The organism is Paenibacillus rigui (assembly GCF_002234615.1).
Taxonomy (GTDB): domain Bacteria; phylum Bacillota; class Bacilli; order Paenibacillales; family NBRC-103111; genus Paenibacillus_S; species Paenibacillus_S rigui.
The window spans coordinates 484,413-502,207 of sequence record NZ_NMQW01000017.1 but is presented as its reverse complement, the minus strand read 5'-3'; the positions used below and the strand labels follow the sequence as shown (position 1 = coordinate 502,207).

The following is a 17,795-nucleotide window of genomic DNA, read 5'->3' as shown; positions in this document are numbered from 1 at the left end:
ACGCACAGGTGCCTTGCCGAAGCTTGGGCTTCGCGTGCAGCTGCTAACACGCGACGGGCGCAGCAGGCCGGCGCTATCCTGCCAGCCCGCTGACGCAAGCACGAATTGGACGCTGCAAGCTCTAGGCGCGGACGTACCATTGGCCGGACATCCACTCGCTTGCTTTCCACCGGAGTACGTCAGGGTTGGCCAAATGCACGATTTCCTTGAAAAACTCCAAGGTTTCGATTTCCGTCATCGGTGTAAAGCTTTTGGCGATAGCCAGATTTTTCTCCAGCTGCTCCATGGACTCCATCCCGACGATAGCCGTCGATATAGGCAAAGAGAATGTATAGCGCAGCGCCTTCTCATACCAGGGCGCTAGCTTCCCGAGGGCGAATACCTTCATGCCTACGACGGCAACGCCTTTCTCTGCGGCCTTCGGCAGAAATTCGTGGGCGAAGCTGTAAATAAAATGATCCGCCGCGGATAAAGCGACAAGGGTGCTGTCAAAAGGAAACCGCTCGATCGCTTCGAGCTGTACGTGCGGATTCGTGTGCCCGCTGATGCTGAGAGACTTGACGATCCCCTGTTCCTTTGCTTCGATCAAGGCTTCCAGTGCTCCGCCTGGCGCAAAGCAGCGGTCGAGCTCTTCCATCGTCATGATGTTGTGCAGCCGCCACTCGTCAATGTAATCGGTTTGAAGCCGTCCGAGGCTTTCCTCCAACAGTCTCAATGAGCCGTCCCGGGTACGGTCGTGCGTTTTGGTTACGAGATGGACGTCCTTGCGCCGTTGTTGAAAAGCTTTGCCCAGCCGTTCCTCCGACTGTCCCTGGGAGTAGCTTGGAGCCGTATCGAAGTAAGTAATTCCTTCATCGATGGCTCTGTTAACGATTTGTATCGCTTCTTCTTCGGTACAGTGATGCTCGTCCACAATACGTTGAGCGCCGAAGCTGAGAATAGGAAACTGCTTGCCGGTGGTACCGTAGGCTCTTTGCTCCATCAAGGCTCACTCCTTTAAGAAGGTTGGGTTGGTCAGGTGGTAATCCATTGCTCTATAATAAGTATACCATAATTATACATAGATGAACCGTACAGGGAGGGCTTCATATTCGCACTTCATACGATGTGATTATTGTCGGCGCCGGCTCGATGGGGATGAGTGCCGGGTATTATTTGGCCAGGCAGGGAGTCAAAGTATTGCTCCTCGATGCTTTCGATCCGCCGCATACGTCGGGCAGCCATCACGGGGACACGCGGCTGCTGCGCCATGCTTACACGGGAGCCCCGGTCTACACCGAGCTGGCCCTTCGCTCGGACCAGCTGTGGAGAGAACTGGAGCAGGTCAGCGGCGAGCCGCTTGTCATCCGTTCCGGGGTACTGAACCTGGGACCGGCAAAGGCTCCGGGGCTTGAGGCCAAGCTGCAAAGAGCGGCAGATTACAAGCTGGCCGTTGAAGCATTGGATGCAGCAGCGATGGAGAGCCGCTGGCCCGGACTGCAGCTGCCCGATTCGTATATCGGGGTCTATGAGAAAGAGGCCGGGTACGTCCGCAGCGAAGCATGCGTCCGCGCCTTCCGGCAGCAGGCTGCCGCGCATTCGGCTGACATGCTGCCCTTCACGCCCGTCACGCGTTTGGAGTCTGTAAGCCAAGGAGTGGCCGTACATACGTTGGACAAGGGGACTTATACGGCGAAGCATGTGGTGCTTAGCCTGGGAGCCTGGTTCGGCGTGCTCCAGGACACGATCCGGCTGCCAATCCGCGCTGTACGCAAAGCCGTTGCCTGGTTCGAGGCGGAGGAACCGATGTTCGATGTGGAGCGGTTCCCGGGCTTTACGATTGGCGGTGGGGATGGAGGCTACTACGGCTTTCCAAGCAGCTGCGGCTCCGGCGTGAAGATCGGCAGGCATGACGGAGGGCAGGCATGGCTGCCGGGCGAGGCATTCGAGCCGTTCGGTCACTATGCTGAGGATGAGCAGGATGTGCGGCGGGCGTTGGAGATGTTCATGCCCCGGGCAGCGGGACGGGTGTTGAGGGGAGCGGTATGTAAATATGAAATGACGCCGGATGAGCATTTTATTATCGACCGTCATCCAGATAACGAACGGATTGTGCTGGCCGGAGGCTTCTCGGGACACGGCTTCAAGTTTGCCAGCGCCATCGGGGAAATGATATCCGATCTGGTGACGAAGGGGAGCACGGGGTTCGATGTGACGCCGTTTGCCCTTTCACGGTTCAGGTGACAGTGAGTGCAGGCTCGTTCACTTTTTGAAATGAACGAGCTTGACTTTTTATTTGGTTAGAACTAATATGGTTACAACGAGAGGGTGATTAACGATGAAGCAAATTAGCAGCAGATTTTCTGTCGCCGTCCATATTCTCTCAATCATTGCTTTATTTCCGAACGAAAGCACCGGCGAATTTATAGCAGGAAGCGTCAATACAAACCCTGTCATCATCCGGAAAATTATCCGTTTGCTGAAGAAAGCAGGATTGATTGCCGTTCGGCCCGGAGTCGGCGGAGCTTCGCTGCTTAAAGACACGGGCGAAATAACACTGCTGGACATATACAGGGCGGTGGAGGTAGCGGATCAAGGGGAATTGTTTCATTTTCATGAGGAGCCAAACCATGCATGCCTCGTAGGCAACAATATTGAGAATGCGCTTCGCGATGAGCTGCGGGCGGCTCAATTGGCGATGGAACAGAGACTGGCTCAGGTTACCCTGCAGCAGCTGATTGCCAAATTCGTGTGAAAATGTGGATGAGCTTCCGAGGTCATCGGATGTAAAATTTGGTTATGGCTGTAAAATCTGCCGCTGAACGCGGTCGCTCATCCTCACAGTGCCTCGATGGAGGTTTTTTCACTAAGTTATAACCAAATTGGTTATAACGGGTTTTTTATAAATCATTTTATGTGGAGGGATTCTTTTATGAAAATTTTAGTGACGGGTGCAACAGGACAGCTTGGAGCGAAGGTGGTCGACGCATTGCTGACGGCGGTACCCGCCGATCAATTGGCGGTGAGCGTCCGTGAGCCGGAGAAGGCGAAGCATCTGAGCTCCCGCGGGGTGGAAGTGCGTTATGGCGATTTTGACCGGCCCGATTCCCTCGATGCGGCTTTCGCCGGAGTGGATCGCTTGCTGATCATTTCATCCCAGGGAGATAACGATACGCGGATTCGTCAGCATTTGAACGCCATATCCGCTGCTGAACGGGCTGGCGTGGGTTTTATTGCCTACACTAGCGTCGTAAAAGCCGAGGATACCCCGCTGCTCCTCGCTCCGGTGCACCATGCAACCGAGGAGGCGATTCGCAAAACAGGTATTCCGTATTCCTTCCTTCGCAACAACTGGTATATGGAAAATGAAGCGGGCTTGCTCCAAGGGATTTTGTCGGGAGCGCCGTTGGTAACGTCAGCAGGTGCTGCCAAAGTAGGCTGGGCCGCCCGTGCGGATTATGCGCAAGCGGCTGCGGCGGTAATTGCCGGCAGCTGCCATGAGAACACGGTTTATGAGCTTTCCGGTCCTCCGATCACCCATGAGGAACTGGCTAAGGTGATCGGGACGGTATTGAACCGCGAGGTTCAGGTCCAGCAGGTGGATGATGCGGCTTATGCGGGTATCATGCAGGCTGCAGGCGTTCCGGATGCGTTCATTCCTTTGCTTACCGGGATTCAGGCCGGGATTAGAGAAGGGGCACTGGATATCGAGAGCGGAGCCCTGCAGAAGCTGCTTGGCCGCCCGTTGACACCGTTAAGCGATGTGATCCGGGAGCTTGTGAACGGGATGAAATCCTGATTTGGTTTTGCCGTATTCCTCCAAGGGATACGGTTTTTTTACACATAAGAATTTAAAGCTTCCGAATGAAGCGGAAAGCAAAATTTTTATTGGCGATAAAACCTGCCGCTGAACGCGGTCGCTCATCTTCGCAAGGCTTCGGTAAAGGTTTTTTCATGCTTCAGGCACACGCCGGTTTACAAGCCAGTACCCGAAGGCCAAGGCGCTGACGGCTGCGCCCAGCATGCAGACGGCTTGCCAGCCGTAGCGGGCATACAGGAAGGTGGAGGCCAGGGAGCCTGCAGCACTGCCGATGGAATAAAAAATCATATAGCCGCCGGTAAGACGGCTGCGAGCTTCGGGCTTCACCGCAAAGAGCAGGCTCTGGTTCGTTACATGCACGGCTTGAACGGCAAGATCGAGCAGCACAATGCCAATAGCCAAAGCGGCTAAGGAATGATCGATGAGACGGATCGGCAGCCATGAAACAGTGAGCAGCGCTAAGGCAAGCCCAGTGGTTTGCTGGCCCTTGCCCCTGTCAGCCAGAGCGCCTGCTCTGACTGCGGCCCATGCCCCTGCAGCACCGAACAGTCCGAACAGCCCGATCTGTGTCTTGGATAGAGCATAAGCAGGTCCGCTTAACGGCAGGACGAGCGGGGTCCACAGCGTGCTGAAGGCAGTGAAGATCAGTAGGGCAAGTACGCCGCGTACCCGAAGCACCCGTTCCTCTGCATACAATTGAAACAGGGAGAGGACCAGCTGTTTGTACGATAGTGAAGTTCTTTCTGCGTCATTGCTTGGCAGTATGCGGGATAGCAGCCATGCCATGAGGAGCGTTAAACCGGCGGAGGCCCCGTAGACAGCCCGCCAGCCGCCCAAATCGGATACCATACCTGCAAAGGTTCTTGCAAGAAGAATCCCGATCACAATCCCCCCGGTGACCATGCCGACGACGCGGCCTCTTTCGCCGGGTGCTGCCAAGGTCGAAGCGAAGGCGACCAAGGTTTGGGTGATGACTGCAAGCAGTCCCACGGCCGCCATACTTGCGAGCAGCATCATGCGGCCCGGTGCAGCGCTTGCGGCTGCCAACGCGGCGGCGGACAGCAGCATTTGGGAGATGACGAGCTTGCGCCGGTTAACCAAATCTCCGAGAGGCACCAATAGCGCTAACCCCAACGCGTAAAACAGCTGGGTTACGGTGATGATGCCTCCGATTGAGGCAAGAGGGATCTCCAGATCTTTGGACATAGCATCCAGTAAGGGCTGGGCATAATAAATATTGGCCACGGCCGTACCGCTAGCGGCAGCAAAAAGAAAAGGCCAATAGCGGGGGAGAGCAGAGTTCGTGTCGGGCTGGGCTTGCTTGTGTGCAGAAGCGTACATATCTTGGTCAGACTCCTTTTAGTTATATACCAAACAGTACATAATATGTTTGACTCAAATCCTAATATGATACAGGATTAATGTCAATATTTATTTGACATTTGGATGTTTTTATCCGGAATTTAATATACCAATCGGTATGAAATTAAGAAGGGAATGGTATGGCTCAGCCGCAATGTCAGAGCCACGGCCTTGTCTTTGGTTGTTTCGTTGATCGGATTGGCGGCGCTTTTGACATCCCGCCCTGACCGTTCTTTTGCCGAACACGCCATCAAGCGTCATACTTGCGGCCGTTCACAGAGAAAAAAAGCACGTCCGACCGTACTGGGGGTACAGGGTCAGACGTGCTTTTTTTGCAACGATACGCTATACGTACCGGTTCCAATCCAATTGGACCTTGGTCGAAGCGAAGAAATTCGTGATGACAAAGGAGCAAGCTCCCAGCACAGTCGCGCGAATGCCCAGCTCCGAGAACTGGACGTTAAGCTGTTCCCTCGGGTAGGGGAGCGAACGCTGCTCCAACGCTTTCAGTATAGGCTCGCGCAGCCATTTCTGCGCCTCCGCCAGCCGTCCCCCGATCAGGATAAGATCCGGGTTGAGACCGTTGATGATGCTGACGATGCCGACGCTCAAATAGTCCGCAAGCCGTTCAAACAGCCCGATAGCGGCCGGATGCCCTTCCTCCGCCAGCTTCAGTAAATCCTCGACGGTGACTTGTGCAATCCCCAGCTCCGTTCGCGCCCGATCGAGCAGCGCATGCTCGGAGGCATACAGCTCCCAGCACCCGCGGTTACCGCAAGGGCATTTCGGCCCGTCGAACTGGATGGACATATGCCCGAGCTCGCCTGAGAAGCCGGTTGTCCCGCGGTACAGCTCATTATTGATGATGATGCCTGTCCCGATTCCCATCCCGATACTGATATAGACAAGATGCGAGGCGGACTTGCCGACGCCGAACTGCTTTTCTCCGACGGCCCCGGTATTAGCTTCGTTATCGATGATGACGGGAATATCGAATTCCTTCTCCAGCATAGCCTGCAGCGGCACGTGCTCCCAGCCGAGATTAGGTGCGAACAGCACATTCCCCTGCTCATCACTGATGCCGGGAATGCCGATGCCGATGCCGACGATCCCATAGGTGCTCTCCGGTGCACGCGAGATAAGCTCCCGGATACATTCCATTAATTTGGCAAAAACCTGCTCCACGGATTCATTGCGGTGCGACATACGGTATTCCTCAACGATCGTGCCGTTCAAGTCCGTCAACGCAGCGTAAATATAATGGACACCCAGGTCGATACCGACCGCATACCCGGCCGTGCCGTTAAAAAGCAGCATCATCGGCTTGCGGCCGCCGCTGGATTGTCCGACCCCGATTTCGTAGGTCAAATGGCTCTCAATCAATTCATTGACAAGGCTTGAAACCGTTGCCTTCGTCAGACCCGATATTTCGGCAATTTTTGCTCTGGAGATCGGGGATTGGGTTCGAATGTAATCAAGCACAAGAGATTTGTTAATTTTTTTGACTAAGCTTAAATCGCCGGTAGGTTTCATGGCTGCCCCCAATATGGTTCCGATAAAAAGGTATAGCCCGATTTTAACATTAACCCGAAACGAATGCACGAACTAAGTTTGTTTAATCAATTTACAAACTTTGCGACTGGTGGTATGATAGGGATGAAAGCGTTACTGAATCGGCTTGCTTTTCGCAATGCCGCCATCATTTATTCATGTATTCCTAATTTCAATTCACATTCCGGAGGGACGATCGATGAGTTATTTTGGTAATTTGGACAAAGTGAAATTCGAAGGAAAGCAATCTACGAACCCGTTGGCATTTAAATTTTACAACCCGGATCAAGTCGTGCTGGGCAAAACGATGAGAGAGCACCTGCGCTTTGCTGTAGCTTACTGGCATTCCTTCACGGCAAACGGTACGGATCCGTTCGGTGCGGGCACGGCGATTCGCGGCTGGGATCAATACAGCGGTATGGATTTGGCCAAAGCGCGTGTGGAAGCTTGCTTTGAGCTTTTGAACATTCTGGATGTCGATTACTTCGCGTTCCACGACCGGGATATTGCTCCTGAAGGCAGCACACTGCAAGAAACCAACCAAAATCTCGACGTCATCGTTTCCTTGATTAAAGATAATATGAAAGCAACAGGCAAGAAGCTGCTGTGGAACACGGCTAACATGTTCTCCAACCCTCGCTTCGTACACGGCGCGGCAACAACGAGCAATGCGGATGTATTCGCGTATGCGGCTGCACAAGTGAAGAAAGCGTTGGAGCATGGTAAAGAGCTCGGCGCAGAAAACTATGTGTTCTGGGGCGGACGCGAAGGCTATGAAACACTGCTGAATACGGATATGGGTCTTGAGCTTGACAACCTGGCGCGCTTCCTTCACATGGCTGTCGATTATGCCAAAGAAATCGGCTTCGACGCACAGTTCCTGATCGAGCCAAAGCCGAAAGAGCCTTCCAAGCACCAGTACGATTTCGATGTGGCGACTTCCTTGTCGTTCCTGCAAAAATACGATTTGATGAAGCATTTCAAAATGAACGTGGAAGCGAACCATGCGACGCTGGCAGGTCACACCTTCGAGCACGAGCTGCATGTGGCCCGCATTAACGGCGCTCTCGGCTCCATCGATGCGAACCAAGGCGATTACCTTCTGGGCTGGGATACGGACGAATTCCCGACAGACCTGTACTCCACGACGCTCGCGATGTATGAAATCCTGCAAAATGAAGGCGGAATCGGCCGCGGCGGCGTGAATTTCGATGCGAAGGTTCGCCGTTCCTCCTTCGATCCGATCGATGTCGTATATGCGCACATCGCGGGTATGGATTCCTTTGCAAGAGGCCTGCAGGTAGCTGCGAAGCTGCTGGAGGATCGTGTATTGACGAATGTCATCGACGACCGCTACGCTTCATTCAAATCCGGCATCGGTGCCGATATCGTTGCAGGGAAAGCGAACTTCCACAGCCTGGAAGCCTATGCGCTGCAAAATAACCCGATCGTGAACAAATCCGGTCGCACCGAGCTGATCAAAAACATCTTGAACCAATACATCATCAACGTTTAATTTTTTATTTCAAGCATGGTCTGCAGCAGCCGATAGGGTTCACCTATGATGGCTGCTTGCAGGCCATTTTTTTTACCACAACCAACCATAGAACGCGGTCGCGCATCTTCGCAAGGCTTCGATCGAGGTTTTCTCAATAGAGTATAAGCTTCTTATATTTCGTCTACATTTCTACCTTGACGGAGGTATGCCATCCTGTAAACGGCAAAGCCGTTTATCTCTACTTCCAGCGGAGAGCTGTCTGTACGATCCTGACAGCAACGGGAAAAAGCCGGGAAAAACTTCCCGACAGGTTTGGGAAAAAATGATCAAAGTTGTGATTCGTTGGTAATTTACACCCTTCAGCGACTGCACTATAATGGGCAATGTAGCCAAACGGGAGGGCTTGGGGCAGGCGTACGCTTGCGATGATACGTATTGTATCGTTTTATGAGAGGCCGTCCCGCTTTGGACATTTGGAGGAGGGTAAGAAGATGAAGAAGGGTAAGCTGAAGCGTTCAGGCAAAGCCTTGCTGAGCGCCGCCTTGGTTTGCTCCATGCTGGTCACATCCATGTTTCCGGGGTACGCGGAAGCGAATGGATCGTTCCGTACGGCAGCTCCATTGCTATTCAGCACAGCTGCAGGCGATGCAGTGACGCAATCCGTTTACCGGAGCGTTTACGGAGCAGCGGCGGATGCACCGGTCCTGGATACACTGCCGAAGGCGGTCAATACGCCTACGCTGCTGTTGAAGGGGAAGGCGGAGCCCGGTGCCGAGGTCGGGTTCTGGATGGTGAAGGACGACGCGGCGAAAGAGTACATCGGCAAGTCTACCGTGGAAGCATCAGGGTTGTTTCAATTTACAGCCCAGCTGAAGGGGGACGGCGTGTATCGCTTCACCGCGGTCTATGTGCAGGGAGGAAGCGCTGGAGCCGAATCGGAGCCCGTGCAGGTGCGCCTCATCACCACACCGCCGGAGGCGCCGCGCAACGGTGCTTGGACGACGGTCGGCACGGATCAAATTGTGCTGGCCTGGGAGCCGGGGGTGTCGGGCGGAGCCCCGGTCAAATACCGTGTCCTTCGCAACGGCGTACCGCTTGCCGAAACGGTGGATACGCGGTATACGGATACCGGGATTCCTGCGCAAAGCAAGCTGGAGTATGAGGTGTACGCGTTGGACGAAGCCGGGAACGCGTCGGCGTATCCCCTTGGCTTCTATGCGGGGACGCCGCACCCCAGCCAGCAGTATTTGAACAGCTCCACATCGGGAACCCCTGGAAACGGGGACGCGAGGGATCTGGCGTTAAGCGGGGATGGGCGCAAAGCGGCCTTTGTATCCGCTGCGACGAATCTCGTGCCGGGAGCGGGAAGCGATACCGGCGCGCTGTATGTCCGCAGCCTTGGGGACGGTGCTATGGAGTCGGTGCCGCTGCCATTTGGCGTATCGAGTCCTCTGGAGCCGATGCTGAACGAGGACGGCAGTGTGATCGTCTTCTTGGCCAATGTCGCCGATCTGGCTTACGAGGTGATGGTGAGGGAGCCGGGGGCGGGAGCGCATTCGATCGCCCCATTGGATGCCGATGCGCACAGCCCTTCGGTAAGCCGGGATGGGGAAACCATCGTTTTTGAAACAAGTGCGAACCGGCTGATCCCGGGTGATGAGGATGGGAGCAATGACTTTTTCGTGTATCAACGCAGCACGAAGTCCTTCTCGCGGATTGCAATACCGGACGACATCCGTTCGGAGGGGATGCATGAGCCGATCGTTTCGGGCAGCGGCCGATACGTCGCCTTCTACACTGGGTGCAACGAAGGGTGCCTCTATAACAAGGTGTATGTCGCTGATTTGGCTGCGGGCGGCGCCACGGAGCTGATCGCGGAGGGGGCCTGGGGACATAGCGTCAGCGATGATGGACGGTATGTCGCTTATGGCCTGAGCGGCAGCATTTATGTGTGGGACCGCGAGGCAGCCGGAGTTGGCAAGAGCAAGCGGGTGCTGGAAGGCACGGGCTCGCTGAAATACAGCAGTCCGCGCATAAGCGGCGACGGGCGCAAGCTGATCGCCAATGCGTACGACTCCGGTGCCGCCGGGTACGGCGGGCATTTCACCGAGGTTCGCTGGCTCGATTTGCTGGCAGCAGGCGCAGTTACTGTCCTTGTCACAAATCCGTCAACGGATGGGATGACTGCGGGCTTGAGCCGGGATGGAATGACCGTCGGTTTTGCTTCAGTCTATACCGCACAAACGACGGAGGAGGGCACCTTCCGGTCCGGCGTGTTTACAGCCTGCCCGAGCGGATGCTCCAATGTACCTCCGACAGGCAAGCCGATTGAGAAGGTTACCTGGCAGGCTCCGATGGCTGCCCGACAGCATATTCAGCTGGGCAGCCAGCTGGAGGTAACCGTAGCCGGAGCGAAGGAACGCAGGGCAGAGGCAGTGGTGACTTATGCCGTTGGCAGTGAGGAACGAATCGCCGAGGTGGCCTTAACGGAAAAGACTCCGGGCCTGTATACGGGAGTTTTTCCGCTGACAACCGGCATCACGGAAATCCGGTCGCTCCTCGGCCGGGTAGCCGATTCGGACGGCTCCATGGTTTCGAAGCCGGCGGAAGGCTTGCCTGCGCCTGTTTCGGCAGCCGTCGATATCCAGATCGACGATCTGTCGAACGCCGAAATTCGCGCCGCATTGAACGGCAGCCGTTTGGTCGGGTGGAGCGCAAGCAAGAAAACGGGAGGCCAGTCCGCGTACAACGGTCAGCAGCCGCTTAGGCTCGCGCTCCCTGACGCGCCGGATTACAGGCTGACCTTGCTCTCTGCGGACGGGGCGGTGCTTGCGGAAACGGTGTCGGTATCCGCTGCCAAAGGGGAGCTGGTCACCCGAGGGATGACGCCGCAGATCCCGGCCTATGTCCTGGTGAAGGTTGTGGAGGCGGACCAGAGTCCCAAAGCCTATATCCCTGTGACGGCTGGCGACGCGGCAGACCCGCAAAGCGTCGCAACGGGCTTGACGAATGTCAAGGGTGAGGTGAAGCTGCGTGGGGGCTATATCGGAGGCAAGGCATCCGTTAAGGTGCAGCTTCCGCGGCCCTATGCAGCGGTTGAACCGGCAGAGGTTCTGCTGGAGGGCGCTTTAACGCCGTTCACCGTGCCGGCGGTTATCCATTACGGTACCGTCACCGGACAGGTGACGGATGCGCAAGACCAGCCGGTCAGCAAAGCGCTGGTGCGCATCCGGCAGGCAGGGCATGTGGCCGAAGGGACGACCGACGCTCACGGCATGTACCGGATATCGGTTCCCGAGGGCGACGCCATTGCAGTGTCTTACTCTTTGGACAGCCGGAACCTGCGTACCCGGGAGGAGCTGGCGGTTCAGGTGAAGGGGTCCGGCGAGCAGCAGCTGAACCTGCGGGTGTACCCGGAATCGAAGGTGACGCTGGCCGTCGATCTGTATACACGGGCGATCGGCTCGAGCTGGAAGCAAGAGGATCTGACATCGTCATTAAATAATTTATACACGTTCAGACTGTATAAGGGTGACGGTAAAGAGGCATCGGCGACCTATTTGAGCAATGGCTTCGTGACTTCAGGCGTAGAGGGGGAAACGTTCAAGCTGTGCGTCAGCGACCGGTACCAATCCATGGGATCGGACTGCCAAAGCGTAACGATCGATAACTCTTATTACGGCAAGGCAGAGCTGCGATTGCAGGAGAAAGCCGTCGTTACCGGCAAGCTGCAGGTGGATCCGGCGATTCCGCTGAACTCGTTTTACGTTGTCTTTTACAAAATGAATGCCGATGGAACCGTGGGCCAGGCAACGGCTTCGTACGTACTGAATCCCGGCCTGTTCCGGATCTCTTTTCCCGAGAGCGGGAAATATACGGCATTATTCGGTGCAAACGGGGCGGTACGCGGCTTGCGGGCCGTCAAAAGCTTCACTGTCTTTGATGGAGAAGTAACGGAGCTCGGGTCAATCGAGCTTGCGGAGAATGCCTGGTTCAGCGGCCTGAACGGGAATACCCTGGAGGCTCTCGATGGCCCTGCCGCACAGGGAAGCCGGATCACGATGCGTGGAACGTACATGAACGGATTGTCTACGGGAACAGCCTTTTCCCCATCGCTTATCCTGCGAAGTCCTGCGGGAACTTCAATAATAAAGGATTCCATTGCCATCGTGAACGGACCGAAGCTGAAGGAAATTGTGGAGCTGTCCGGCTCCGGCTATGAGGTGCTTCTGGATGAGGCGATACACGGCGAATCGGGAGGGACGATTCAGTACCAGCTGCAGGTTGACGAAGTGAAATCGGCAGCGATTCCGGTGGACTTTGCCGTCAAATTCAAGAAGGAAGAACTGGGCGAATTCGTGGAGGAACCGTTAGCTGCAGCATGGATCGGAACGACTCTTATTAGTCTGGACGCACCTGCAACCACCGCCCGTAATACCTTTACGGTCAGCGGCCGGACGGTGCCGGGCAGCCAAGTGACGGTTTATGACGGCACGGTGGCGGTAGGAGAAACGGCGGCATCGGCCGGCGGCTATTGGAGTCAGACGATCACGCTGACGGACGATCAGGCGCAAGGCACAACTCATGCGCTCACGGCACGTGCCGCCAAGGGTCAGAATGAATGGCTCTCCAGCCAGGCCTTCGTCCGGTATGATTCTTCCGCACCGCAGCCGCTCCATCTGACAATGTTCATGAGCGGGCACCGAGTGGAGGCGGATTTAACCGACGGGGTTGTCCGTAAGCCGATCTCGATCAGGCCGTTTGATCCAATCACTTTTTCGGTTGAATTCCAGGCTCCGGAGAAGGTGTACAATGTGCAGCTGCATCTGGCCGAGGAGGAAATCCCGCTGACACTGAATCCGATGACCAAGCGCTGGGAAGGGCTGAAATCAACCTATCAAAAAAATCTCGGTCCGATCTCGATTAGCTACAAGGTCATTCCGACCGATGCGCAGGTTCCTGCAACGGAAGAAGAAATGCTGCAGCAGCTGCCTCCGCTCGCTCGCCAGCTTCACCGGGAGGTGCTGGATGATGGGGAGCAGCCGCTGGCGGGAACGGCCGGGGGCGCCGGTAGCTCCGGGCGGACTTATGTCAATACTGTGGTCATTACGAGTCAGGATGCCGCCGATGAAAGGGCGGAGGTCCGCTACTATTATGCCCCTGTACCTTCGGGCTACAAGCCGGGTGCGCCTCCTTCGCACGGACCGGAGGTGTACGATGTGAAGTTCCAGGCGAACCCTTCCTTGGGAACGATGCACGTCAGCGCCGTCATGCCGGTCGAGCAGGCACAGTCGCTGCTTCGGGGCATCCATCCGCAGCTTGGCGCTTTGACATCCGAGTCGCTCTTTATCGAAATCGGCACGGATATCAAATATGAGATCAAGACGCCGGGCACTCCGTCGAAGCTGGGACTGGCCGGAGTCATTTATTCCGGCTACGAGTACCAGCAGAAGATGAACCGGCTGAACGATTTTGCCGATCAGCTGGACGGTGCCGGTTGTATGTCGGCCAATGCGATCCGCAGCTACAACGACAAGCTGAGCGAATTGAATGAGCGTTTGTTTGCAAACTTATTTTTGAAATATGTGATGCAGCTTACAGCAATGAATCTGGTCGCGATCGGCATCGGATTTTTGGCGGGCGCCGGCGTTGCGCTTTCGTCCTTTGCCATCAATTATGCGTTGAATTCGGCTTGGGAGGACGATTTTGAAGCGCTCCAGTCGCAGTTTGCCGCCCAGCAGGCGGATCCGGAATGCAAGGACGACGAGGACAAACCGGATCGCCCGATTCCGCCGGATGATCCGAATGATCCCGATGATCCGGGAAGGCGGGAAATCGTCGATCCGAAGTGGCTGTATGATCCAAGCGGCTATGTGTATGAAGCGGTTGCGTCGAACCGATTGGAGGGCGTGCAGGCTACCGTTGGAACCATCGATCCTGCCGACGGGCAGTGGAAGCGTTGGGACGCTGATACCTATGGGCAGACCAATCCCCTGGTCACGGACCGGGAAGGCAAGTACGGCTGGGATGTGCCGGAAGGGTATTGGCAGGTCAGGTATGAAAAAGACGGCTATGAGCCCGCTCATAGCGAAGTGCTGCAGGTGCTTCCGCCACACTTCGATGTCAACGTGGGCATGATATCCAATCAACCGCCGACCGTAGCGGCGGTGCTGCCGGATTTGAAGGAGCAGGGTGTGCGCGTCTTGTTCGATAAATACTTGCAGGCAGACTCGGTACTGCCAGAGCTGGTTACGGTTGTCAAGCCGGGGATCGGCGGCGAGCCGGAATCGGAGGAGATGCTGCCTGTCGAAATCGTCCCGGTTGATCCACAAATGAGTCCATCCGGCGTCAAGCTTGCCAAACAGTTTATGGTCAAGGCGTCCTGGGTCCCGGGCCAGAGCTACCGTATGGCTATCGACTCCATGGTGCTGAGCTATGCGGGCATCCCGATGAAGCAGAGCTTCGCAGCCGATGTCGCTTTCAAGCAGCCGGATTCGGTGATGGAGGCGGTGTATGCCGATAATACGCTATACACGATTCCAGGTGTAGGCGCTCTGGCCGTCCATTGGACGGAAAGAGACGACGTGCGCTTCGATCATGTGAAGGTGGAGTGGCAGGAGGCGGAGACAGGGGCCGTCGTATCGATTGCAGACGTCGTCAAAGGCACCGGCTTTAGCACATTATCCGGTGCGAAGTCGAATACGAGGTATACCGCCCGGCTCATGACCGTCGATCTGGACGGCAGAGCCTCAAGCGGGGTTGCGGTCAGCGGAGCCACGCTTGCTGAAATCCAGCCTCCCGGCAACGAACCGCCGGGTCCGGTGACTGCTGCTGCCGTCGTACAGGAGCTTGGCGGCTTGACCGTCACCTGGAAGGACGCTGCCGACCCGGATCTCCGGGGCGTCCGGGTTTCGTTGAAAGAACCGCAGGAGGCCGACTTCGGGCCTGCGTCGGAACGATACCGCGGCGAACAGCGCTTCCGCTATGATGGCCTAACGCTTCCCGGCACCTATGAGGTGAAGCTGGAAGCCGTCGATTTGGCTGGACGCAGCTCGGAGGCCGTGATTGTCAAGGCGACGTTCGACCCTTCTGGGGAAGATCGGCCGCCGGGCCCTGTAACCGGAGCTGCACTGACGATTCAGGCGACCGACCTGATCGTCACATGGAAAGACCCGAGTGAAACGGACCTGCGAGGCGTTCGATTGTCACTCAAACCGCCGGGGGAAACGGAGTTCGGCGCTGTTGTTGAGAAGGCAGCAGGCGAACAGCAGCATCGCTATGAAGGGCTTACCGTTCCCGGCGTATATGAAGTTATGCTGCAGGCTGTCGATCAGAAAGGGCACGTGTCGGAGCCGGTCACAGTCTCAGGGGTGAAGGAAGCTACCGGCAGGGGAGGAAAAGGCAGCCGAGGGGGAAGCGGAGGCGGTACCGGCGAAGCACCTGTTCCGGCCCCCGCTCCGGAATTGCCTGCGAACGAAGCGGTTATTCAGGCAGCAGACGGCAGGATAGAGCATTCGGTGTTTGACGGTCTGCTGCGGCTAGGGATCCATGACGGGACGGTACCGGTCGGTCAGGACATCCGGATTCGCCGGTTGCCGCAGGCATCGATCCGTCTTCCCGAGGATTACCGCGCGGTGTCTGAGGAAATGACGCTGAGCGCGGCTTCACAGCCGGGCGGAGCGCTGCAGCTCACGCTGCGCTATGCGCCGGAGCAGCTGCAGGGAACAGATCCTCGCAAGCTTGGCATCTACCGTAAGGATCCTGCCGCTCCTGCCGGCTGGCGCTATGTGGGCGGTACGATTCGGCAGACCGGACACGAAATCGCCGGCACCCTGGAGCAATGGGGAAGCTATGCGGTTCTCGTTTATGATCCGCGGTTCGACGATCTTGCGGGCCATTGGAGCCGCTCCGAGGTAGAGGTGCTGCTGAGCCGCCATTTGGCGGACGGCGTGGACGCATCGCGCTTCGCACCGGACAGCCCGATCACGCGGGCGCAAATGACGAAGCTGCTTCTGGAGCTGCTTCGCCAAGCCGGGAAGCTGCCGGAGCAGCGCGGGGAGGCGCCGTCGTTCCGCGACGTGCAGGCTGATCAATGGTTCGCGCCTTATATCCAGGAGGCTGCGGCCCGAGGGCTGGTGCAAGGCGACGGCGATACGTTCCGTCCGGAGGCTCCTGTCACGCGCCAGGAGCTGGCTGTGATGCTGCATCGGCTCTTCGGCGAGCATGCGCCAATGGCGGAAGCAGGCACCCTGGCTCCATTCAAGGACGCGGCGCAGCTTGCGGACTGGAGCCGGGAAGCGGTGGAGCACATGGTGGCCGAGAGCCTCATAGGCGGGGTCACGGAGAGCGAGCTGCGGCCGAATGACACGGCTACCCGAGCGCAAGCCGCTGTCATCCTCGTCCGCTTGCTGGAGCGCTGGGGCTTGCTTCTAGCGAAGGAGTAGGCGGAGGCTGCGGCGGGTGAACCGCACGAACCACGCATCACAGCGCACAACGATGCTGCTGCGGAATATAAGCAGAACCAAAGCAAAGAGGACCACCGGCTGCAGCCGGGCGGTCCTCTTTGCACGTGTTAAAAGAAAATAAACCAGCGATGAAGGATAGCTTAGGAAAGAAGGTGTGGATGCTTCTTGTTGACGCGACTCTATATAGCGTCATAAAATAAAGGCACCATTTGGTGTAATTTCATTTCATGTGAGGGGGTGGGTGATGATGAGCGCAGTTGCACAGACACGGGATGTCTATTATGCCGTGGCCGATCCGACCCGGCGTGAAATCATTCGACTGCTGGCAGATGCGGATGAATTGCCGCTCAATCGGTTGACTCCGCATTTTGCGATGGGCCGCACCGCAGTCTCCAAGCATTTGACGATATTGAAGGAAGCCGGCCTCGTGAGCGAGCGTAAAGTCGGCCGTGAGACGCGAAACCGTCTCAATCCCGAACCGCTGAAGGAGCTTCAGGATTGGTTATCGTACTACGAGAGATTTTGGAAACAAAATATGATTCGTCTGGATCAGCTTCTTAAGGAGGAACAGGAGTGAAGCAAGCTATGTAGTAGCTGCGCTTGCTGGTTTGCTTGCGAACGATTTACAGGCTGCGGCCAAAATTCCCCGCAACATTCCGTTATTTTCTCACACGATTCTTGGATGAAACAGTCCATGCAAGCTGGTACAATGAGGGATACCAATCATTCATATCCTCCCTCTGGGACTCAAAGGAGCTGTGTACGATGGAGCATATTTCGTTTGTTTTGCAAATCGATCCGAAAGATTACGAAGCCTATAAAGAAAGGCATGAGCGTGTATATCCAGAGCTGGAAGCGAAGTTCGCCGAGGTGGGAATCCACAGCTATCACATCTATTATCACGAGGGTACCTTGTTCGCTTACATGCTCGTTGAGCATTTCGATGACGCGATGCGTCAGCTGGAGCAGGACCCGGCCAATCTTCGTTGGCAGGAGTATATGAAGGACATGCTGCTGCCGTGGGATAATGGGAGCACGGTGAAGCGGATACCGGGGATGTACAGCTTTGTAAAGCCGTAGCTGCAGATCGCGTTACCTCACTGCCCGCCTACAACACGTA

10 protein-coding genes are annotated in these 17,795 nt (G+C 56.3%); 7 read left to right on the top strand and 3 right to left on the bottom strand.

Features of this window, described 5'->3' with window-relative positions; genetic code table 11:
- Positions 1 to 121 precede the first annotated feature (121 nt).
- The gene (locus CF651_RS13455; RefSeq protein WP_094015358.1) at positions 122 to 982 is read right to left on the bottom strand and encodes an aldo/keto reductase; all 861 of its coding nucleotides are present in this window, start codon (positions 980 to 982) and stop codon (positions 122 to 124) included.
- Between the two features lie 107 nt (positions 983 to 1,089).
- Here CF651_RS13455 and solA point away from each other — a divergent pair, with 107 nt between their 5' ends.
- From solA to CF651_RS13440, 3 genes are all read left to right on the top strand, one after another.
- Positions 1,090 to 2,223 (top strand): N-methyl-L-tryptophan oxidase, encoded by a 1,134-nt coding sequence (gene solA / locus CF651_RS13450; protein ID WP_094015357.1) that lies wholly within the window; start codon positions 1,090 to 1,092, stop codon positions 2,221 to 2,223.
- Between the two features lie 94 nt (positions 2,224 to 2,317).
- A complete protein-coding gene (locus tag CF651_RS13445; protein ID WP_094015356.1) occupies positions 2,318 to 2,734 on the top strand; it encodes an Rrf2 family transcriptional regulator in 417 nt (138 codons plus the stop codon).
- 177 nt (positions 2,735 to 2,911) lie between these two features.
- A complete protein-coding gene (locus CF651_RS13440; RefSeq protein ID WP_094015355.1) occupies positions 2,912 to 3,778 on the top strand; it encodes an SDR family oxidoreductase in 867 nt (288 codons plus the stop codon).
- 153 nt (positions 3,779 to 3,931) lie between these two features.
- On the opposite strand, the gene CF651_RS13435 is transcribed toward CF651_RS13440, so the two are convergent.
- Together CF651_RS13435 and CF651_RS13430 are read right to left on the bottom strand one after the other, a co-directional pair.
- A complete protein-coding gene (locus CF651_RS13435) occupies positions 3,932 to 5,140 on the bottom strand; it encodes an MFS transporter (RefSeq protein ID WP_094015354.1) in 1,209 nt (402 codons plus the stop codon).
- Positions 5,141 to 5,506: 366 nt separating this feature from the next.
- Complete coding sequence (locus tag CF651_RS13430; protein WP_094015353.1) at positions 5,507 to 6,694, bottom strand: ROK family transcriptional regulator; 1,188 nt, start codon at positions 6,692 to 6,694, stop codon at positions 5,507 to 5,509.
- Positions 6,695 to 6,911: 217 nt separating this feature from the next.
- On the opposite strand from CF651_RS13430, the gene xylA reads away from it, so the two are divergent.
- From xylA to CF651_RS13410, 4 genes are all read left to right on the top strand, one after another.
- Positions 6,912 to 8,228: a xylose isomerase gene (xylA, locus tag CF651_RS13425; RefSeq protein ID WP_094015352.1), complete on the top strand. Its 1,317-nt coding sequence runs from the start codon at positions 6,912 to 6,914 to the stop codon at positions 8,226 to 8,228.
- Positions 8,229 to 8,701: 473 nt separating this feature from the next.
- Positions 8,702 to 16,654 (top strand): S-layer homology domain-containing protein, encoded by a 7,953-nt coding sequence (locus tag CF651_RS13420; protein WP_179232795.1) that lies wholly within the window; start codon positions 8,702 to 8,704, stop codon positions 16,652 to 16,654.
- A gap of 268 nt (positions 16,655 to 16,922) precedes the next feature.
- Complete coding sequence (locus CF651_RS13415; protein ID WP_094015350.1) at positions 16,923 to 17,252, top strand: ArsR/SmtB family transcription factor; 330 nt, start codon at positions 16,923 to 16,925, stop codon at positions 17,250 to 17,252.
- A 188-nt stretch (positions 17,253 to 17,440) separates the two neighbouring features.
- Positions 17,441 to 17,755: an L-rhamnose mutarotase gene (locus CF651_RS13410; protein ID WP_094015349.1), complete on the top strand. Its 315-nt coding sequence runs from the start codon at positions 17,441 to 17,443 to the stop codon at positions 17,753 to 17,755.
- Positions 17,756 to 17,795: the final 40 nt, after the last annotated feature.